At 61.0% G+C, this 20,984-nt stretch carries 19 protein-coding genes; 7 read left to right on the forward strand and 12 right to left on the reverse strand.

What is annotated here, in order from left to right; translation table 11 throughout:
• Nucleotides 1-7: 7 nt before the first annotated feature.
• From ssuD to argE, 7 genes are all read right to left on the reverse strand, one after another.
• Nucleotides 8-1,156, reverse strand: a complete 1,149-nt coding sequence (ssuD, locus tag J1G34_RS09030) for an FMNH2-dependent alkanesulfonate monooxygenase (protein ID WP_065887042.1) — start codon at nt 1,154-1,156, stop codon at nt 8-10.
• A 25-nt stretch (nt 1,157-1,181) separates the two neighbouring features.
• Nucleotides 1,182-2,150, reverse strand: coding sequence for a sulfonate ABC transporter substrate-binding protein (locus J1G34_RS09035; protein WP_065887041.1), 969 nt, complete (start codon nt 2,148-2,150; stop codon nt 1,182-1,184).
• 96 nt (nt 2,151-2,246) lie between these two features.
• The gene (ssuE, locus tag J1G34_RS09040; RefSeq protein WP_057723407.1) at nt 2,247-2,840 is read right to left on the reverse strand and encodes an NADPH-dependent FMN reductase; all 594 of its coding nucleotides are present in this window, start codon (nt 2,838-2,840) and stop codon (nt 2,247-2,249) included.
• 324 nt (nt 2,841-3,164) lie between these two features.
• Nucleotides 3,165-3,803, reverse strand: coding sequence for a peroxiredoxin (locus J1G34_RS09045; protein WP_122462679.1), 639 nt, complete (start codon nt 3,801-3,803; stop codon nt 3,165-3,167).
• A gap of 272 nt (nt 3,804-4,075) precedes the next feature.
• Nucleotides 4,076-5,419, reverse strand: coding sequence for an OprD family porin (locus tag J1G34_RS09050; RefSeq protein WP_065887039.1), 1,344 nt, complete (start codon nt 5,417-5,419; stop codon nt 4,076-4,078).
• A gap of 584 nt (nt 5,420-6,003) precedes the next feature.
• Nucleotides 6,004-7,302 carry an amino-acid N-acetyltransferase gene (gene argA / locus J1G34_RS09055; protein ID WP_065893887.1) on the reverse strand — a complete coding sequence of 433 codons (1,299 nt, stop codon included), beginning with the start codon at nt 7,300-7,302 and terminating at the stop codon, nt 6,004-6,006.
• Between the two features lie 135 nt (nt 7,303-7,437).
• Complete coding sequence (gene argE, locus J1G34_RS09060; RefSeq protein ID WP_065897674.1) at nt 7,438-8,586, reverse strand: acetylornithine deacetylase; 1,149 nt, start codon at nt 8,584-8,586, stop codon at nt 7,438-7,440.
• 157 nt (nt 8,587-8,743) lie between these two features.
• Here argE and J1G34_RS09065 point away from each other — a divergent pair, with 157 nt between their 5' ends.
• Nucleotides 8,744-10,111: a CYTH domain-containing protein gene (locus J1G34_RS09065; RefSeq protein WP_222993840.1), complete on the forward strand. Its 1,368-nt coding sequence runs from the start codon at nt 8,744-8,746 to the stop codon at nt 10,109-10,111.
• Between the two features lie 83 nt (nt 10,112-10,194).
• Here J1G34_RS09065 and J1G34_RS09070 read toward each other — a convergent pair whose 3' ends face one another.
• Nucleotides 10,195-10,665, reverse strand: coding sequence for an Lrp/AsnC family transcriptional regulator (locus J1G34_RS09070; protein WP_043046970.1), 471 nt, complete (start codon nt 10,663-10,665; stop codon nt 10,195-10,197).
• 127 nt (nt 10,666-10,792) lie between these two features.
• Between J1G34_RS09070 and J1G34_RS09075 the strand changes: the two genes are divergently transcribed.
• From J1G34_RS09075 to J1G34_RS09100, 6 genes are all read left to right on the forward strand, one after another.
• Complete coding sequence (locus J1G34_RS09075; RefSeq protein ID WP_065893889.1) at nt 10,793-11,176, forward strand: hypothetical protein; 384 nt, start codon at nt 10,793-10,795, stop codon at nt 11,174-11,176.
• A 32-nt stretch (nt 11,177-11,208) separates the two neighbouring features.
• Nucleotides 11,209-12,891: a GspE/PulE family protein gene (locus J1G34_RS09080; RefSeq protein ID WP_222993842.1), complete on the forward strand. Its 1,683-nt coding sequence runs from the start codon at nt 11,209-11,211 to the stop codon at nt 12,889-12,891.
• 77 nt (nt 12,892-12,968) lie between these two features.
• Nucleotides 12,969-13,889: an SPFH domain-containing protein gene (locus J1G34_RS09085; protein ID WP_003176797.1), complete on the forward strand. Its 921-nt coding sequence runs from the start codon at nt 12,969-12,971 to the stop codon at nt 13,887-13,889.
• A 10-nt stretch (nt 13,890-13,899) separates the two neighbouring features.
• Complete coding sequence (locus J1G34_RS09090) at nt 13,900-14,346, forward strand: NfeD family protein (protein ID WP_065887032.1); 447 nt, start codon at nt 13,900-13,902, stop codon at nt 14,344-14,346.
• 68 nt (nt 14,347-14,414) lie between these two features.
• The gene (locus J1G34_RS09095) at nt 14,415-14,729 is read left to right on the forward strand and encodes a DUF2388 domain-containing protein (protein ID WP_057723397.1); all 315 of its coding nucleotides are present in this window, start codon (nt 14,415-14,417) and stop codon (nt 14,727-14,729) included.
• Between the two features lie 157 nt (nt 14,730-14,886).
• Complete coding sequence (locus J1G34_RS09100; protein ID WP_065887031.1) at nt 14,887-16,029, forward strand: DegT/DnrJ/EryC1/StrS family aminotransferase; 1,143 nt, start codon at nt 14,887-14,889, stop codon at nt 16,027-16,029.
• 159 nt (nt 16,030-16,188) lie between these two features.
• Here the strand turns inward: J1G34_RS09100 and gcvH are convergent, their stop codons facing one another.
• From gcvH to J1G34_RS09120, 4 genes are all read right to left on the reverse strand, one after another.
• Nucleotides 16,189-16,572 carry a glycine cleavage system protein GcvH gene (gene gcvH / locus J1G34_RS09105; protein WP_065887030.1) on the reverse strand — a complete coding sequence of 128 codons (384 nt, stop codon included), beginning with the start codon at nt 16,570-16,572 and terminating at the stop codon, nt 16,189-16,191.
• 53 nt (nt 16,573-16,625) lie between these two features.
• Nucleotides 16,626-17,708 carry a glycine cleavage system aminomethyltransferase GcvT gene (gene gcvT / locus J1G34_RS09110; protein WP_065897672.1) on the reverse strand — a complete coding sequence of 361 codons (1,083 nt, stop codon included), beginning with the start codon at nt 17,706-17,708 and terminating at the stop codon, nt 16,626-16,628.
• A 156-nt stretch (nt 17,709-17,864) separates the two neighbouring features.
• On the reverse strand, nt 17,865-19,481 hold the full coding sequence (locus J1G34_RS09115) for an ABC transporter permease (RefSeq protein WP_065936957.1): 1,617 nt from the start codon (nt 19,479-19,481) through the stop codon (nt 17,865-17,867).
• 187 nt (nt 19,482-19,668) lie between these two features.
• Nucleotides 19,669-20,673 carry an extracellular solute-binding protein gene (locus tag J1G34_RS09120; RefSeq protein ID WP_065887027.1) on the reverse strand — a complete coding sequence of 335 codons (1,005 nt, stop codon included), beginning with the start codon at nt 20,671-20,673 and terminating at the stop codon, nt 19,669-19,671.
• Nucleotides 20,674-20,984: the final 311 nt, after the last annotated feature.

Genomic DNA, 20,984 nt, shown 5'->3' on the forward strand with positions numbered 1-20,984 from the left:
GCGCCCCTCAGCTCTGTGATGCAGCTTTGGGAAGGATGTCGTTGGCCACCATCTCGCCGAACGGGCTGACATAGCCGGCGCCTTTCGGCAGTTCGGGACGTTCGATATCCAGGTGCGGGAACAGCAACTCGGCGACCCGATACGACTCTTCCAGGTGCGGATAACCGGAGAAGATAAAGGTGTCGATGCCCAGGTCCGCGTATTCCTTGACCCGCGCCGCAACCGTTGGGCCATCGCCCACCAGCGCCGTGCCCGCGCCGCCGCGCACCAGGCCGACCCCGGCCCACAGGTTGGGGCTGACTTCCAGGTTGTCGCGGCTGCCGCCATGCAAGGCCGCCATGCGCTGCTGGCCCACCGAGTCGAAGCGCGCCAGGGACGCCTGGGCGCGGGCGATGGTGTCGTCGTCCAAGTGGGAGATCAGTTTATCGGCGGCTTTCCAGGCCTCCTCATTGGTTTCACGCACGATCACGTGCAAGCGAATGCCGAAGCGCAGGGTGCGCCCGAGCTTGTCGGCCTTGGCCCGCACTTGCGCGATCTTTTCCGCCACCGCTGCCGGTGGTTCGCCCCAGGTCAGCACCATTTCCACTTGTTCGGCCGCCAGGTCCTGGGCCGCCTCGGACGACCCGCCAAAATACAGCGGCGGGCGTGGCTGCTGGACCGGCGGGTAGAGCAACTTGGCACCCTTGACGCTGATGTGCTCGCCGTCGTAATCCACGGTTTCGCCTTCAAGCACGCGGCGCCAGATGCGGGTGAATTCCACCGAGGCCTGGTAGCGCTCTTCGTGACTGAGGAACAAGCCGTCGCCGGCCAGCTCCTCCGGGTCACCGCCGGTGACCAGGTTGAACAGTGCGCGGCCGCCGGACAGGCGATCCAGGGTCGCGGCCTGACGTGCGGCTACCGTCGGGGAAATGATCCCGGGGCGCAGCGCGACAAGAAATTTCAGACGCTGGGTCACGGGGATCAGCGAGGCCGCCACCAGCCAGGAGTCTTCGCAGGAGCGCCCGGTCGGGATCAGCACCCCGCCGAAGCCCAGGCGGTCGGCGGCCTGTGCCACTTGTTGCAGGTAACCGTGATCGACGGCGCGAGCGCCTTCGGCGGTGCCGAGGTAATGACCGTCGCCGTGGGTAGGCAGGAACCAGAAAATATTGAGGCTCATGGAGTTGTCTCCTGAAGAAGTCGGATTACGGCGCTTTGGCAACAGCGGCGGGTGGGGTCCAGATCACGTCCTTGATGCTCAAGGGCTTGGGAATCAATTTGAGCTGGTAGAAGGTGTCGGCGATTTTCTGCTGGGCCGCGACCACTTCCGGCGTCAGGAACAGTGCGCCGTAGCCCTGGCGTTTCACCGAGGTCAGGGTGATATCAGCCGGCAGGCCGAGCAGCGGCGCGACCTGGTCAGTCACTTGCTGCGGGTTAGCCTTGGACCATTCGCCCACGGCGCGCACTTCTTCCACCAGCGCCTTGATCACCTCGGGATGCTGTTCGGCGTAAGGCTTGGTGGCCAGGTAGAACTGGTGGTTGTCGGCAATGCCGGTGCCGTCGCGCAGGGTGCGCGCTTGCAGCTGTTTCTCGGCGGCAGCCTGGTACGGGTCCCAGATCACCCAGGCGTCCACGCTGCCGCGCTCGAAGGCGGCGCGGGCATCGGCGGGCGGCAGGAACACGGTTTTCACGTCGGTGTAGTTGAGGCCGGCGTCTTGCAGGGCACGCACCAGCAGGTAATGCACGTTGGAGCCTTTGTTCAGGACGACGGTTTTGCCCTTGAGCTCAGCCACCGACTTGATCGTAGAGTCTTTGGGCACCAGGATCGCTTCACTGGTCGGCGCCGGTGGCTCATAGGCCACGTAAAGCAGATCCGCACCGGCGGCCTGGGCGAACACCGGTGGGGTTTCGCCGGTGACGCCAAAGTCGATGGAGCCGACATTCAGGCCCTCAAGCAGTTGCGGGCCACCGGGGAACTCGGTCCATTGCACCTGCACGCCCTGAGCAGCCAGGCGCTTTTCCAGCGAGCCCTTGGCCTTGAGCAGCACCAGCGTGCCGTACTTCTGATAACCGATCCGCAGGGTGTCTGCGGCGTGGGCTTGAACGATGGCGCCGAAGGACACAGCCGCAGCAAACAGTGCGACCAGACCGCGACGCAAAATGACAGTGCGCATGGCGCTCTCTCCAAATATGCGAATGGGGTAGTGGCTGCACCTGCTTGGCCGTTGGCGGCTGAGTAAGGTGAGTGTTTCCAGATGTCGGGGTAAGGCTCAAATGCTCCAGCGAGCACTCAACAAGCGTTCATTCAGTACATGCGGGTCCAGCGGCTTCGGGCGGCGGGCCATGGCGCTGTAAAACTGCTCCAGGGCTTCCTGCAGACGCTGTTCAAGCACCGGCACCAACTGCGCCTGGGCACTGCCTTCGCCGTAGGCGATCTGGCTGTCTTCGGCAAAAATCCCGTGGAGCAATTCCTGCGCCTTCAGCGCCGACAACACCGGCTTGAGGGCGTAATCCACCGCCAGCATGTGCGCGATGCTGCCGCCGGTGGCCATCGGCAACACCACCTTGTGGGCCAGGGCCCGCTCGGGCAGCAAGTCGAGTACCGTCTTCAGCGCACCGGAGAACGAGGCCTTGTACACCGGCGTGGCGATCACCAGGCCATCGGCATTCGCCACCTGCTGCAACAGGTCGATGACCTTGGGGCTGTCGAACCGCGCATGCAGCAGGTCTTCGGCCGGGAAGTCACGGATCTGGTAACTCACCACTTCCACGCCCTGGTCCTGCAGCCATTGACGGGTTTTCTCCAGCAAAACCCCGGAGCGGGAACGCTGACTGGGACTGCCTCCAAGTGTTACGACCAGCATGTAGGGAATTCCTTACGCAAGTGTCGGCGGTTCGCTGTGCAGCGATGACGCCAAGGTGGAACAGACCTTAGCAGCAGATTCATATATCTTTAAATCTTATTTATTCATTTGTTTATTCCATAAAAACATATGCGGAAAACAGATCGCCACGCGAAAAAAAAGGCCATCGAAATGGCCTGAATACCCCTGCTTGAAATGCGCTCAACATGTGAGAGGGGGCTTGCCCCCGATTACGGTGTGTCAGTTACCAAATTTTCACCTGATCCACCGCTATCGGGGGCAAGCCCCCTCCCACACTGGTCCTGTTTCCAGGTTTGAGCTGTGTTAACGGTTGGGTTGTGGCGTCAGGCGCAGGTATGGCTTCACTGCACGGTAGCCCTTGGGAAAGCGTTTCTTGATCTCTTCCTCGTCCTTGAGCGATGGCACGATCACCACGTCATCGCCGTCCTGCCAGTTGGCCGGTGTGGCGACCTTATGGTTGTCGGTCAACTGCAGCGAGTCGATCACCCGCAGGATTTCGTGGAAATTACGGCCGGTGCTGGCCGGGTAGGTGATGGTCAGGCGGATCTTCTTGTTCGGGTCAATCACGAACAGGGAGCGCACGGTGAGGGTGTCGCTGGCGTTGGGGTGGATCAGGTCGTAGAGATCGGAAACCTTGCGGTCGGCATCGGCCAGGATCGGAAAATTGACGACGGTGTCCTGGGTTTCGTTGATGTCCTCGATCCACTTGTGGTGCGAGTCCACCGGGTCGACCGACAGCGCGATGGCCTTGACGCCGCGCTGGGCGAACTCATCCTTGAGCTTGGCGGTAAAGCCCAGCTCGGTGGTGCACACCGGCGTAAAGTCCGCCGGGTGGGAAAACAGCACACCCCAGCTATCGCCCAGCCATTCGTGGAAACGAATCTTGCCGGCGCTGGAATCCTGTTCGAAGTCGGGGGCGATATCGCCCAGTCTTAGGCTCATGGTGTGGCTCCTGATGAGTGCTTATGGAGCCCACTGTGCATGCATAGGGGGGATTTTAAAAAGAATAAATATCGATTTATCTAGACGATAAAGGAATATTAAAGATCTGTTCATTGGACGTGATCAGCACTGAAGAGCACCATCTTCTTCAAGGTTCGAGAAGGCCTTGAGACGCTGTACAAAGAGGGTTCAGGAAGGGCTTGCGGGGGTTGAGCCCGACTTGAAAAGCAAGACACCTTGCCCGGCATTGCGCCGGGCAAGGTTTTACAGTCTTACAACAGCGGGATCGAGTAGCTGACGATCAAGCGGTTTTCGTCCTGGTTACGCGCGTTGGCGATATCGCTGCGCCACATAGCATTCTTCCATGCCACGCCGACGTTTTTCAGCGGACCTTCCGGCACGACGTAGGCAACAGTGATGTCACGTTCCCACTCGGACTGGCCGGTGAACTCGGTACGGTTGCTGGCAACGGTGTCGATATGGTCGCCTTTGAGGTAAACCACACCGGCGGTCAGGCCAGGTACGCCGACTTTGGCGAAGTCATAGGAGTAGCGAGCTTGCCAGGTACGCTCGCCGGCACGGGCGAACTTCTGGATCTGCATGTCGGTCGTGATGTAGGCCGACGAGCCGTCACCCTGGTTCAGCCAAGGGAAGTCGCTGCTGCCGTTGCTGACCTGGTAACCACCACCGAAGGTGTGACCGGCAACGGAGTACAGGAACAGGCCGCTGTACAGGTTGTTGTCGACTTTGCCGCGACCGGAGTTGACGCCACCGTAGTTGCCTGTGGAGAAGTAGGCGGACTGGTTGCCGTTGTTACCGTCGTCGGAGCTGTTGAAGTAACGCAGGTCAGACTTCAACACGCCCGGACCGATGGCCCAGTTGTGCGTCAGGCCCAGGAAGTGCTGCTTGTAGAAATCTTCCAGGTTGCCGTAGTAGTACTGGGCGGTCAGATCCTTGGTGATCTTGTAGTCGCCACCGGCGTAGTAGAACTTGTTGCTCGAACGCCAGTTCACGCCACGGCTGTTGGCGCCGGAGATGGACAGGCTTTCGTTGTTGCTGGAGTTACGGCCCTTGGCTTTTTCGATCTGGCCGGCGACCAGGGTCAGGTCCTTGATGTCGCTGGAGGTGATCTGGCCACCCTGGAAGGTCTGCGGCAGCAGACGACCATCGTTGGTCACGATAACCGGCAGCTTGGGCTGCAAGGTACCCAGCTTCAATTCAGTCTGGGAAATCTTGGCTTTGGCAGTCAGGCCCAGGCTCGAGTAGTTATCAACGGCTTCGCCATTGGACTTGCTCGGGAAGATGGTGCCGCCGTAGGACGTGGCAGTCGCGCCGTTGGTGCCGCCGCCGGAATCCAGGCGAACACCCAACAGGCCAATAGCGTCAAGACCGAAGCCAACGGTGCCTTGGGTATAACCGGAGATGAAACGCAGATCGAAGCCTTGGCCCCATTCTTCGTTCTTGCTCGGGTTAGCCGTGCCTTCGCGGTTATCGGTGTTGATATAGAAGTTACGCAGACCCAGTGTGGCCTTGCTGTCTTCGATGAAACCGGCAGCGCCTGCTTGCTGGGCGATTGCGCCCAACGCTACAGCCACAGCCAAGGTGGACTTCTTCATGTACCGCTCCTCTCATTTCTAATTTTTGTATTTCTTTGGTCTCGGGTCTGACGCCCTTGATCCAACAGATGCGCGATTAGCGCCGGATAGTGACCACCAAGTCAATCGTAACCTTGTGTGTCTACTACCTTCGTCTAATAGCAGTTGATTTGGTCCCTGCAGGGTAATGAGTTTTTCATACACCCAAAAAGAATTATTTCATTCTTTTTCATACGATCCAGGAATAAGCGAATTCGTGAAACAGGCTGGTCAGGATAGACGACCCCGTCCACAAGCTAATTCCTAAAGGGTATTTTTTACTGCTTTTTTAGATCGATTAGTGTTGACGTTCCATTGCATACGTCACTGATGATCAAAAAGGCGACGCCATCATGGCCAAAGGCACATCATTCCGTCAATTTGTTACAGTTTTTGTATCGGTATTAGTTTCTTTTGATGTCAACGGCTGACGGCCTCTACGAACACGCTATCGGCACATATCAACGCTTCTGAAGGGGCATCAAGCGTTGGGATAAACGCGGTCCAATGTGGGAAGGGACAAGCCCCCTCCCACATTTGGATAGGTATTGGCTGCCAGGCCGGGTTTACAAAGCCTTCTCGAAAATCTTCGAGTTGCGCTGATAGTTGTACAGCGATGCCCGCGCCGACGGCAGGCGGTCTACGCTGCTCGGCACAAAGCCGCGTTCACGGAACCAGTGGGCGGTGCGGGTGGTGAGGACGAACAAGGTCTTCAGGCCCTGGGCCCGGGCACGGGTCTGGATGCGCTCAAGCAACACATCGCCGCGCGCGCCATGGCGGTATTCCGGATTCACCGCCAGGCACGCCAATTCACCCGCATCCGAATCCGCGATCTGATACAACGCCGCGCAAGCGATTATCATCCCTTCGCGCTCGACCACGCTGAACTGCTCGATCTCGCGCTCCAGCACTTCGCGCGAGCGACGCACCAGGATGCCCTGCTCTTCCAGCGGGCTGATCAGGTCGAGCAAACCGCCGACGTCCTCGATCGCCGCTTCGCGCACCAGTTCGAATTGCTCCTGGGCGACCAGCGTACCGCCGCCATCGCGGGTGAACAGTTCGGTGAGCAGGGCGCCGTCTTCGACATAGCTGACAATATGGCTGCGCCCTACTCCGCCACGGCAGGCCTCGGCGGCGGCATCGAGCAGCTCGGCCTGGTAGTTGCTGCCCAGACGTTGCAGGTGGGCCGGCACTTGCTGCGGCCGCAGCTCGCGCACCAGGCGGCCGTTTTCATCGATAAGACCGAGATCGGCGCCGAACAGCAGCAATTTGTCGGCACCCAGGTCGATGGCGGCGCGGGTGGCGACGTCTTCGCAGGCCAGGTTGAAGATTTCACCGGTGGGCGAATAACCCAACGGCGACAGCAGCACGATGGAGCGCTCGTCCAGCAGGCGGCCGATGCCTTTGCGGTCGACCCGGCGCACTTCGCCGGTGTGGTGATAGTCCACGCCTTCGAGCACACCGATTGGCCGCGCCGTCACCAGATTGCCGCTGGCCACCCGCAGGCGCGAGCCCTGCATGGGCGATGAGGCCATGTCCATGGACAGACGCGCTTCGATGGCGATACGCAGGTGCCCCACCGCGTCTATTACGCACTCCAGGGTTGCCGCATCGGTAATGCGCAAGCCGTCGTGATAAGCCGGAACCAGGCCGCGCGCTTCAAGGCGGGCTTCGATTTGCGGACGCGAGCCGTGGACCAGTACCAGTCGCACACCCAGGCTGTGCAACAGCACCAGGTCGTGGACGATATTGCCGAAATTCGGGTGTTCCACACCATCGCCGGGCAGCATGACCACAAAGGTGCAGTCGCGGTGAGCGTTGATGTAGGGCGAAGCGTGACGAAGCCAATTAACGTAGTCGGGCATAACACCTGGGCCTGTAATAAAAAGCAGCCAAAAAGGGATCAATCGTGAAAGCGCACAGCGGGCTGATGGTTATCGTCGGAACAGGCTTGGCGACACGCTCACTCTCCTTCTATGTACGAACAGGCAGGGGTTAATTTATGCGGGTTTCAGGCAGTAATGTTCGATCAGTTCCCGCAATAGACGCACTGTAGGCGTCAAGCGTGACATTTCGAGGTATTCGCCCGGCTGGTGCGCACAGGCGATATCGCCAGGGCCAAGCACCAGGGTTTCGCAACCAAGGCGCTGAAGATAAGGCGCTTCGGTGCCGAACGCCACCGCTTCGGCGCGATGACCGGTCAAACGCTCTGCGACCCGCACCAGTTCGGCGTCTTCCGGCTGTTCGAACGGCGGCACTTCGGGGAACAGCGGCGCGTAGTCGATCTTGACCTGATGACGCTCGGCCAGGGGTTGCAGCTTCTGCCGGATGGCGGCGCGCAGAACCTGCGGGTCCATGCCCGGCAACGGCCGCAGGTCGAATTCCAGGGAGCATTGGCCGCAGATGCGGTTGGGGTTGTCGCCGCCATGGATACAGCCAAAGTTCATGGTCGGCTGCGGCACGCTGAACTGCGGGTTGCGGTATTCGCGTTGCCAGGCCAGGCGCAGGCCGCGCAGTTCGCCGATGGCGTCGTGCATGGCTTCCAGGGCGCTGTGGCCCAGGCTCGGGTCCGATGAATGGCCGCTTTGGCCAAGAATGTCGATGCGCTCCATCATCACGCCTTTGTGCAGGCGGACCGGCTTGAGCCCGGTCGGCTCGCCGATCACCGCTGCGCGGCCCAGCGGGCGTCCGGCTTCGGCCAATGCCCGAGCGCCGGACATGGAGCTTTCCTCATCGCACGTGGCGAGGATCAGCAGCGGTTGCTTGAACGGTTGATCGAGCAGCGGCAACACGGCTTCGATGACCAGGGCAAAGAAGCCCTTCATGTCGCAACTGCCCAGTCCTACCCAGCGGCCGTCGACTTCCGTCAGCTTGAGCGGATCGGTTTTCCACAATGCCGCGTCGTAGGGCACCGTGTCGCTGTGACCGGCCAGCACCAGGCCGCCGGGGCCGCTGCCAAAGCTGGCCAGCAGGTTGAATTTGCCGGGGCTGACGTGCTGGATGTCGATGGCAAAGCCCAGGTCGCCCAGCCAGGTGGCGAGCAGATCGATCACCGGGCGGTTGGTCTGATCCAGCGACGCTTGAGTGCAACTGACCGACGGCGCGGCAATCAACGCGGCAAACTGCTCTTTCATGGACGGTAACGGCATGCGCGGTCTCCAACTTCCCGGATGAGCCCCACTATAGAGCCATCTGCACGACACAATAAACCGTTGCGGCACGTTGCCGGGCTCAGTCCTGTACACTGCACGACCTTGGCAGCCACACTTTTCCCCGGCTGCGCTCCCGATCCTGGATTTTCCGGCCATGCAGAAAGAAACCGAAATCAAGCTCCGCGTCAGCCGCGAAACACTCGCCGCGCTGCGTGAGCACCCGCTACTGAAAAAACGCAACAAAAGTGGCTGGGAACGCCGTGAGTTGATGAATCAGTACTTCGACACCCCCGAACGCGACCTGGCCCAGGCCAAGGTGGCCCTGCGCCTGCGCAAGGACGGTGACGACATCATCCAGACCCTCAAGACCCGCGGCCAAAGTGTTGCCGGCTTGTCGGAACGTAACGAATACAACTGGGACCTGCCCAAAGCCAAGCTCGACGTGAAGAAGCTCGACGGCGAGTGCTGGCCCGAGCAACTGGCCGAGCTGGACAAAAAGACCCTCAAGCCGATCTTTACCACCGACTTCGTGCGTGAACGCGCCGAAATCGCCTGGGGTCGCGGCAAGGCCAAGGTGGTGATCGAAGCCGCCCTGGACCTGGGCCATGTGGTCGTCGGCAAGCAGAAGGAAGAAATCTGCGAGCTGGAACTGGAACTGCGCGAAGGCGAGCCCGCAGCGTTGCTGGAGCTGGCCGCAGAATTGGCAGCGACCCTGGCGCTGATGCCCTGTGACATCAGCAAGGCCGAACGTGGCTATCGCCTGTACGACGCCAGCAGCTATTCCCTGAGCCTGCCGGCACCGCAGATTCACGCCGAAATGCCGTTGGACGATGCCTTCGCCGCAATCATGTGGCACCTGCTGGGCAGCAGCCAGCGCCTGGCCGAGCAATATCGCTTCAATGGCCACTGGCGTCTGCTGCAGGATTGGGTCGAGAACCTCGGCGAATTGCGCGCCCTGATCGGCAGCCTCGGCCAGGCCGCGCCGCGTCAATCCACCAGTGAGCTGCGCAGTGCCCTCGATGCGTTGCTGGAAGACTGGCGCCCGCTGGTCCAGGCCGGTGACGACGATGAAGACATTCGCAAAGCCGCACCGGAGCAGTTCGTTGAAGAATTGCAGGATGTGCGCTGGGGCCTGTTCTCCCTGAACACCTCGCGCTGGCTGCTGGCCCGCACCTGGACCGAAGCGCGCAACGTGCGTGGCAACCGTCAGGGCGCCGCGCAGATCACCAACTGGCTACCGCGCCTGTTGGCCGATGACGCCGTTGCCCTGCAACTGCCGCGTTACCAGCAGCAGCCCGAAGACCTGGCCGAGCAATTGCCGCGCATCGAACGCATCCAGGCCTGGCTGCACCATGCGCGCCACGTGGTGGACACCCCGGAACTGGACCGCTTGTACGGCGAGCTGAACAAGCTGGCGCACCTGGCCAACCAGCCGATTACCGATGAGTCGCTGGATGCGCGGATGCACCAGGCGATTGCGGTGTATCAGAACCGGGCCTGGAAGACCTTGCTGCGTTTGTAATATCGCCATCGGGGGCAAGCCCCCTCCCACATTGGATTGCGTTCCCCTGTGGGAGGGGGCTTGCCCCGATGAGGCCGCCTCTGTCAGCGCAATACTGGCAGGCTGGTGGTGGACTTGATCTCCGACAAAGCCACAATCGAATTGACCTCCTGAATCCCCGGCACCATCGACAACTTGTCAAAGAAAAACCGCTCGTACGCCTCGATGTCCGACGCAACAATGCGCAATAAAAAATCCACCGCCCCCATCAGCACGTAACACTCCAGCACTTCCGGAAAGCCACGAATCGCCTCGGTGAACTCGGTGAAGTTGGATCGACCGTGGGCGTTGAGTTTGACCTCGGCGAAGATCTGCGTGTTGAGGCCGATTTTCTTGCGGTCCAGCAGCGTCACCTGGCCGCGAATCACGCCCTCTTCCTTCAACCGCTGGATGCGCCGCCAGCAGGGCGACTGGGACAGGCCGACCTGTTCGGCGATCTGCGCGCTGGAGAGTGAGGCGTCCTCTTGCAGCAGAGCCAGGATACGCCGGTCATACACGTCCAACTCACTGTGCATAAAAATACCTTCTATGGCGCTTATCTTGAATTAACTGATTCAATTTTCTGCGATTCATGCGCATCTTAGATAAGAAATCTCCGAAGGCGAATGTAAAAATTTCTCCAGTCGAATCTGGAGAGTCAGCATGCACGCCGTCGAAACCGTCCACCCTGTCACCCGCGCCGATGCGTGGGCTGTCGATAGCCTTCAGTGCGAGGCCCATTATCGGATCGCTGCAGAGGCGGAACCGGACGTGCTGTGCCGGGTACTGAATTACTTCGCGCTGCAATTTCTCACGCCCAGCCAGGTGATCGTGAACAGGCAAGACGACCTGCTGCATATCGACATCGTGATGGAAGGCCTGAGCTGGCATCGCGCCCAGGTGATCGGTGAAAAGTTTCGAAACCTGATCAGCGTGTGTTCCGTTGAGCTGTGGCCGGCAGGTAGCGCGCGGCCTCACGCCGTGGTGGCAGCCTCTCGGCAAAAGCCTGCAATACACGCCCAGGGCGAATGTTCAGAAGCTGGCTAGCCTGGGATTACACCCCGACGCCAGGAACCTCCATGTCTCCCGTCCTGCAAGATCGCCCTCTGGAACTGCAACAGTTGCTGCCTGCATTGATCGAGCAGCAACTGATTACGCCAGAGACGGCGCGACAGCTATCGTCCGCGCCTGCCAGCGCCCGGCACCCGCTGGAAACGATCGCCGCACAAGGGCCCTGCCTGGAAACACTGACGCAGTGGCTGGCCCGGCACGTCGATCAGCCTTATCTGCGCATCGACCCGCTGAAGATCGACGTGGCGACGGTGGTGCCGCTGATGTCCCACGCCTTCGCCCAGCGTCACGCCATCCTTGCAGTGGCCGTGGATGCGCGCAGCGTGACGGTTGCCAGCGCTCAGCCCCATGTCAGCGGTTGGGAGGCCGGGCTGTCCCAGGTACTCAAACGCTCGATCAAGCGCGTGGTGGCCAACCCCCAAACCCTCCAGCGCTGTATCAATGAATTTTACCGTCTGGCCAAATCGGTCAGCGGCGCCGACCAGCAAATGGCGCCCCCCGGTACTGTCGAACGGCTCAGCCTGGGCGCCGGCGATAGCGAGCCGCATGCCGATGACGCGCATATCGTCAATATCGTCGACTGGCTGTTGCAGTACGCCTTTGATCAACGGGCCAGCGATATCCATATCGAGCCCTGCCGCGAACAGGGGCGTGTGCGCTTTCGCATTGACGGGCTGTTGCATGACGTCTACCAATTTCCGCCCCAGGTCACCACCGCTGTCGTCAGCCGGCTGAAAAGCCTTGGGCGTATGAATGTGGCGGAGAAGCGCAAGCCCCAGGATGGGCGCATCAACATGAAAACGGCGGGCGTTGAAGTGGAACTGCGCCTGTCGACCTTGCCCACCGCCTTCGGCGAAAAGTTGGTCATGCGCATTTTTGATCCCCAGGTGCTGCTCAAGGATTTCGATCAACTGGGGCTGTCCGCCGACGATCAGCAGCGCTGGCAGATCATGACCCGACAGGCCAACGGCATCATTCTGGTCACCGGCCCCACCGGCTCGGGCAAGACCAGCACGCTCTACAGCACCCTCAGGCAACTGGCGACCCGGGAGGTCAACCTGTGCACGGTGGAGGACCCCATCGAAATGGTCGAGCCGGCATTCAACCAGATGCAGGTGCAGCACAACATCGACCTGACCTTCGCCAGCGGTATCCGCGCGTTGCTGCGCCAGGACCCGGACATCATCATGATCGGCGAGATTCGCGACCAGGAGACCGCCGAGATGGCGATCCAGGCAGCGCTGACCGGGCATCTGGTGCTGTCAACGCTGCACACCAACGATGCGCCGAGCGCCATCAGCCGCTTGCAGGAGTTGGGCATCGCTCATTATTTGATCAAGGCGACGCTGATAGGCGTCATGGCACAGCGCCTGGTGCGTGTGCTGTGCCCCCATTGCAAACGCGCCGTGGCCAACGTCTACGCAGCGGTCGGGTGTGGAGAGTGCCGCGACAGTGGCTATCGGGGCAGGGCCGGGCTTTACGAGATCATGGTCCTGGATGAAACCCTCAAGGCGCTGATCACCCCCGGCGCTGACGTTCAGGCCTTGCGCCATGCCGCACTCGGGCAAGGCATGCACAGCCTGCGGATGGCCGGCATGCAAAAGATGAAGGCGGGGCTGACGACGCTGGCGGAGGTCCTCAGGGTTACCCCTGGGGATTCAGAAACAAATCCTTTGAGCATTGGGCAATGAAACCGTCCTTATCCGTGACGACACCGTTACAATCGACCGAACGTCGTGTCACTGACATCATCAGATAGGGAATCGCAATGCAGATCGGAACCGTACTGCTTCTTTTCGTGGGATTGGCCATTGCCATCCTGTTCATGGGTTTCAAGGTGGTGCCCCAGGGCTACCAGTGGACCGTCGAACGTTTCGGCCGCTATACCAACACCCTCAAGCCCGGCCTGAACATCATCATCCCGGTCATGGACCGCATCGGCCGCAAGATCAACGTGATGGAAAGCGTGCTGGATATCCCGCCCCAGGAAGTGATTACCGCCGACAACGCCACCGTGCAGATTGACGCCGTGTGCTTCTTCCAGGTGGTCAACACTGCCCAGGCCGCGTATGAGGTGAACAACCTCGAACATGCCATTCGCAACCTGCTGCAAACCAATATCCGTACGGTGCTCGGTTCCATGGAGCTGGATGCCATGCTCAGCCAGCGCGACGGTATCAACGAAAAGCTGCTGCGCACCGTCGACGAAGCCACGGCGCCGTGGGGCATCAAGATCACCCGTATCGAAATCAAGGACATCAGCCCGCCCGCCGACCTCATGGCGGCCATGTCCGGGCAAATGAAAGCCGAACGGATCAAGCGTGCGCAGATCCTTGAAGCCGAAGGCCTGCGAGCCTCGGCGATCCTTACAGCCGAGGGCAAGAAACAGGCGCAGATCCTCGAGGCAGAGGGTAGCCGCCAGGCCGCCTTCCTCGAATCCGAAGCCCGTGAACGTCAGGCCGAGGCTGAAGCCCGCGCGACCCAGGTGGTCTCGGAAGCGATCGCCTCCGGCAACGTGCAGGCGGTGAACTACTTCGTCGCGCAGAAATACATCGATGCCCTGGGCAAGCTGGCATCGGCCAACAACAGCAAGGTTATCCTGATGCCGCTGGAAGCCAGCCAGGTGATTGGTGCCGTGGGCGGTATCGGCGAGATCGTCAAAGCCACCTTCGACAACAAGAAAGGCTGAGGTCGCCACCATGTGGGATTTCCTGCAGCATCTTTCGTTCTGGGACTGGTTGGCGCTGGGCACCGTGTTGTTGATTCTTGAGGTGTTCGGTGCCGGAGGCTACCTGTTGTGGATGGGTATCGCCGCAGCGGCCGTGGGCGTGATCAAGTTTATCGTCCCGCCCCTTGGACTTGAGTGGCAACTGCTGCTGTTCGCCCTGTTGTCGATATTGACGGCCGTGTACTGGTGGCGACGCCAACGCAGCAGCGCCAAGGCCAGCGACCAGCCCGGCTTGAACGAGCGCGGCTCAGAGCTGGTCGGGCGCACGTTCGTGGTGCATCAGGCGATAGTGGACGGCAGGGGCAAGGTCAAGGTCGGCGATGGCGTATGGATGGTCACCGGTACCGATGCCCCTGTAGGCGCTCAAGTCCGCGTAATTGGGCAGGATGGCGTGGTTTTAAAGGTTGAAACTGTTTAGTCAGTGATGGAACTGGATAAGGTTAACTACAATCAAAACGTACAGATAACCCACCGGAGTCACCCATCATGCGTCTTAAATATGCTGTCGCAACCCTCGCTGTGCTCTCCCTCCCTGTCGGCTCAGCCATGGCCGACAGCTTCTGGCGTAATGTCATCTCGTCGGGCGCCACCACCGGCTCGACCTACCTGACCTTCAAGGACCACAAAATGGTCGTCGCCGCCCAGGACGACGCCGGCAGCTTCGTCGCCAGCGACGGCGGCATCCGCGGCCCGTACCTGGAAGCGGCCATGCAGAAAGTGCGCGCCGACAACCCTGGCCTGCAGGCCACGGACATGGAACTGGCCAACGCCATCCTCGCGAAGAACGCTGTTACCGAGTAACGACTACAGCGTAAAAAATGCCGCTTTTTCAAGCGGCATTTTTTTGCCTGCAACATGACGAATCGTTCACGGGCGACAGGCTATATTCAGTCGAGCCGTGCAACCATGCAGGACTCACACGTCCATCACTCATCGCCTACCGGATGCCTTCTTCGTCATGAGCCAACAGCCTTTTCTGCCGTTCTCCAAACCTACCATTGACGAAGCCACGATCTCGGCGGTCGGCGATGTCCTGCGTTCCGGCTGGATCACCAGTGGACCGAAGGTGCAGGCATTCGAAGCGCAGTTGTCGGAATACTTTGGCGGCCGCCCGGTGCGCACCTTCAACTCCGGCACCTGCACCATGGAAATTGCCTTGCGCATCGCCGGTATCGGGCCTGGGGATGAAGTCATCACGACGCCGATCTCCTGGGTCGCCACGGCCAATGTCATCCTCGAGGTGGGCGCCACTCCGGTCTTTGCCGATATCGACCCGGTCACCCGCAACATCGATCTGGCTCAGGTTGAAGCGGCGATCACTCCACGCACCAAGGCAATCATCCCGGTCTACCTGGCCGGTTTGCCGCTGGATATGCCGATGCTCTATGCGCTGGCCAACAAGTACAAGCTGCGCATCGTCGAGGATGCCGCCCAGGCGCTGGGGTCCAGTTGGGACGGCGAACGCATCGGCGCTACCGGCGACTTCGTGTCGTTCAGCTTCCAGGCGAACAAGAACATCACTTCATCCGAAGGCGGCTGCCTGGTGCTGAACAACGCCGAAGAAGCCCGCCTGGCCGAGAAATACCGCCTGCAAGGCGTGACCCGCAGCGGTTTCGATGGCCTGGATGTGGACGTGCTGGGCGGCAAGTTCAACATGACCGATATCGCCGCTGCCATCGGCCTCGGGCAATTTGCCCACATCGAGAAGATCACCGCCCATCGCCAGAACCTGGCACGCCACTACTTCGAATGCTTCGGCAGTGATTTTGAACAACAGTACGGCGCGCAACTGCCGCCGGCGGACTTCGAAAACAGCAACTGGCACCTGTTCCAACTGGTATTGCCGGAGCGTCAGGATGGTCTGCCCGCCCGCGCTACGTTTATGGAGCAGATGCAGGCCCTTGGCGTCGGCATTGGCTATCACTACCCGCCCATCCACCTGCTGAGCCTGTATCGGGCACAGGGCTTCAAGGAAGGGATGTTCCCGGTGGCGGAGCGTGTTGGGCGATTGATCGTGTCGTTGCCGATGTTCACGGCGATGACGGAGGCGGATGTGGAGCGGGCTGTGGCGGCGGTCAAAACGGTATTGAAAGCAGGCTGATCACTTAATGTGGGAGGGGGCTTGCCCCCGATTGAGGTGAGTCAGCCACTGATGAGGAGACTGACACTCCGCCATCGGGGGCAAGCCCCCTCCCACAGGGGATCTGCGCTAACTGACCAGCATTAGGGCAAGCCCCCTCCCCCACATTGGGTTCTGTGTTTACTCGCCGATAGCGGCTTTATAGCCGGCAGCGTCCAGCAGTTTCTCCAGATCAGCCGCGTTGCTTGGCTTGAGCTTGAAGATCCAGGCGCCGTAAGGGTCGGAGTTCAACAGCTCAGGACTGCCGCTCAACTCTTCGTTGACCGCAATCACCTCGCCTGCAACCGGGGCATAGATGTCCGAAGCCGCCTTCACCGACTCAACCACACCCGCCTGGCCCTGGGCTTCAAATGTGGCACCCACCTCGGCCAGCTCAACAAACACCACATCGCCCAACGCTTCCTGAGCATGGTCGGAGATCCCGACGGTCACGCTGCCGTCGGCTTCCAGACGGGCCCACTCATGACTTTCGGCAAAACGCAGGTCGGCAGGGATATTGCTCATAGTCTGTGTCCTCAAGAAGAAATGTCAGCGGCCAATGGCCTGCCGGAAAATAGTTAGATCAAGGTTTTGCCATGGCGGACGAAGGTCGGCTTGACCACTCGAACCGGGTACCACTTACCGCGGATTTCCACTTCGGCCCGGTCGGCAGTCGCCGTCGGTACACGCGCCAGGGCAATGGATTTGCTAAGCGTAGGAGAGAAACTACCACTGGTGATCTCCCCTTCGCCAACATTGGCGATACGAACCACCTGGTGAGCACGCAGAACCCCACGTTCTTCCAGGACCAGCCCGACCAATTTGAACTGCACACCGGCCGCTTTTTCCGCTTCCAGCGCGGCGCGGCCGATAAAATTGCGCCCTGCCGGTTCCCAGGCGATGCTCCAGGCCATGTTGGCGGCCAGGGGCGACACCTGCTGGTGGATATCCTGACCATACAGGTTCATGCCGGCCTCCAGGCGCAAGGTATCGCGCGCGCCGAGGCCGATGGGGGAAATACCGGCGCCCACCAGGTCGTTGAAAAACCCCGGCGCCTGGTCGGCAGGCAGGACAATTTCCAGGCCGTCTTCGCCGGTGTAACCGGTGCGGGCGATAAACCAGTCGCCGTCGGCCTGGCCTTCGAAAGGTTTGAGCTGATGGATCAGGGTGCCACGGGACTGGGTCACCAGTTCGGCGATCTTCTGCCGCGCGTGGGGCCCTTGAATGGCGAGCATGGCCAGCTCGGAGCGCTCCTGCAACTGCACCTGATAGCTGCCCAGCTGCGCCTGCATCCAGGCCATGTCCTGGTCACGGGTGGCGGCGTTGACCACCAGTCGGTAACCGGTTTCGGTACGGTAGACGATCATGTCGTCCACCACCCCGCCCTGCTCGTTGAGCATGGCGCTGTACAACGCGCGGCCGCAGCCGTGCAATCGATCGACATCATTGGCCAGCAGGTGCTGGAGCCATTCCTTGGCCTGGGGGCCGGTGACATCGATCACGGTCATATGAGATACATCGAACACCCCGCAGTCGCGCCGCACCTGATGGTGCTCCTCAACTTGCGAGCCGTAATGCAAAGGCATATCCCAACCGCCAAAATCGACCATTTTCGCGCCGAGGGCGAGATGCAGGTCATACAGAGGCGTACGCTGTCCCATGGGTTTCTCCTTCCGGGCTTGGCGAAGGTGCGCAGAGCTGCCACTTGCGCCGAACACCTTGAACGACAAGGCCCGCAGCCACATACAGCAGGTCGATCCGAAAGACGGAGCACACCGAATGCCGCGCATTGTAGCCGCAAGCTGTAGGACTGGCACCTAGCCGATTTGTCGTGCGGAGCGTCGGATCAACCCGATGACCGGCAGCAACCCGACCAGCACCAGGGTCAACGCCGGCAGCGAGGCCCGCGCCCATTCCCCTTCACTGGTCATTTCAAAGATGCGCACCGCCAGGGTGTCCCAGCCAAACGGGCGCATCAGCAAGGTGGCGGGCATTTCCTTGAGCACATCGACAAACACCAGCAGCGCCGCGCTCAGGGTGCCGGGCAGCAACAGCGGCAGATACACCTTGCAAAACAGTTGTGGCCCACTCACGCCCAGGCTGCGTGCGGCCTCGGGCAACGACGGGCGAATACGCGCCAGGCTGTTTTCCAGAGGCCCGTAGGCGACCGCCAGGAATCGCACCAGATACGCCAGCACCAGCGCCGACAGGCTGCCCAGCAGCAACGGCTTGCCCGCGCCGCCCAGCCAGCCCGACAGCGGCACCACCAGTTCGCGGTCCAGATAGCTGAAGGCCAACATGATCGACACCGCCAACACCGACCCGGGCAAGGCATAACCGACATTCGCCAGGCTGATGCCGGAGCGGATCGCCCGCGTCGGCGCCAGGCGGTTGGCGAACGCCAGTATCAGCGCCACGCTGACAGTCACCAGCGCCGCTATCCCACCCAGGTACAGCGTATGCACGATCAGGCCGGTGTAGCGCTCATCCAGGTCGAAGCGGCCGCGCTGCCAGAACCAGGCCACCAGTTGCAGCATCGGGATCACAAACGCGCAGGCGAACACCAGGCCACACCAACCGCTGGCCGCGGCCGCCTTGAACCCACGCAGGTGATACAGCGCCTTGCTGCGCGGGCGCTCGTTGCCGGGTCGGCTCGCTCCCCGCGCGCGCCGTTCGCCATACAGCACCAGCATCACCACCAGCAACAACAGGCTGGCCAGTTGGGCGGCGCTGGACAGGCTGAAAAAGCCGTACCAGGTTTTATAGATGGCGGTGGTGAATGTGTCGAAATTGAACACCGAGACCGCACCAAAATCCGCCAGAGTTTCCATCAGGGCCAAGGCGACACCGGCACCAATCGCCGGCCGCGCCATGGGCAGCGCCACGCGCCAGAACGCCTGCCACGGCGACTGGCCCAGCACCCGTGCCGCTTCCATCAAGCCCTTGCCCTGGGCCAGGAATGCCGAACGTGCCAGCAGATAGACATAGGGGTAGAACACCAGCACCAAGACGATGATCACGCCGCTGGTGGAGCGCACGCGGGGCAGGCGCAGCCCGGCGCCGAACCCTTCGCGCAGCAGGGTCTGCACCGGGCCTGCAAAGTCCAGCAGTCCTACAAACACGAAGGCCAGCACATAGGCCGGAATCGCAAAGGGCAGCATCAACGCCCAATCCAGCCAGCGCCGCCCCGGGAACTCGCAAAGGCTGGTCAGCCAGGCCAGGCTCACCCCCAGCAAGGTCACGCCAACGCCGACGCCGAGTACCAGGGTCAAGGTGTTGCCCAGTAAGCGAGGCATCTGGGTGTCCCACAGGTGGGACCAGATTTGTAGATCGATGCTTTGCCAGGACAGCAACAGCACGCTCAGCGGCAGCAGCACCAGGGCGGCGACGGTGAAGACCGGCAGGTACCAGCGGCGTTGGGCGGGGTGGGCCAAGAGCAAATTCCCTGGGAATGGACTGTCTGACAGCAGACATAAAACAGTGCGGGAGGTGGCCGTCTGTAGGAGCGAGCTTGCTCGCGAAAAACGTCAACGATAACGCGCGCTTCCTGAATGAACGCGGTGCCTGTGAGTTTTTCGCGAGCAAGCTCGCTCCTACAAAAAGCTTTAACGATTTAGAAACTCAGTTCCAACCGGCGCGGTCCATCAAGCGGATCGCCTCGGCCTGACGCTTGCCCGCCACTTCCACCGGCAAGGTATCGGCCACGAATTTGCCCCAGGTCGCCACTTCGGCCGACGGCGGTACCGCCGGGTTGGCCGGGAACTCCTGGTTCACGTCGGCGAAGATCTTCTGCGCCTCGGGCGTGGTCATCCATTCCACCAGGGCCTTGGCCGCTGCCGGGTGTGGCGCGTGTTTGGTCAAGCCAATGCCCGACAGGTTCACATGCACGCCACGGTCGCCCTGGTTCGGCCAGAACAGCTTCACCGCCAGGTCCGGCTTCTGCTTGTGCAGGCGACCGTAGTAGTAAGTGTTGACGATACCCACGTCGCACTGCCCGGCGTTGATCGCCTCCAGCACGGCGATATCGTCGGAGAACACGTCGGTGGACAGGTTATTCACCCAGCCTTTGACGATTTCTTCGGTCTTGGCCGCGCCGTGGGTCTCGATCAGCGTGGCGGTCAGGGACTGGTTATAGACCTTTTTGGCCGTGCGCAGGCACAGGCGGCCTTCCCACTGTTTGTCGGCCAGGGCTTCGTAGGTGGTCAGGTCGCCCGGTTTTACCCGGTCGGTGGAATAGGCGATGGTGCGCGCGCGCAGGCTCAAACCGGTCCACGCATGGGCCGAGGAGCGGTATTGCAGCGGGATATTCTTGTCGATCACCTCGGAGGTGAACGGCTGCAGGATGCCCATCTGCTCGGCCTGCCAGAGGTTGCCGGCGTCGACAGTGAGCAGCAGGTCAGCGGTGGCATTTTCGCCCTCGGCCTTGATGCGCTGCATCAGCGGGGCTTCCTTGTCGGTGATGAACTTCACCTGTACGCCGGTCTTGCGGGTATAGGCGTCGAACACCGGCTTGATCAGTTCGTCGATGCGCGAGGAGTAGACCACCACTTCGTCGGCGGCCTGCGCGGTGGCGCTGCCGATCAGGGTGAGTGCCAGGGCAGTCAGGAGGCGCTTGGATGCCAACATGGGTGCGGTCTCTCATTTGCAAAAAGTGCGCAAATGATAAGGACTCACATTTGGTAACGCTTGATGGAGGCGTTACCAGATGTTGCACGGTTTGAGGTATGTGTGAGGGCTGGCGGCCTCATCGGGGCATAGGTATCTACACAACCCAGCTGCGCCCAACCGTAACCACGATGCGAAGCGAGTCGCTCTTGATCTGGCTTTTGATCTTGATCTGCTTTTGATCCTAGGCGCCCCGTTAAACCACGCTGGCCGAACGCAGGCTTGAATCCGTGGGTAACCCGGCAGGACGCCGGGTTAGCCGCACTGGGCCA

Source organism: Pseudomonas sp. Wu6 (genome assembly GCF_019891515.1).
Lineage (GTDB): Bacteria > Pseudomonadota > Gammaproteobacteria > Pseudomonadales > Pseudomonadaceae > Aquipseudomonas > Aquipseudomonas orientalis_A.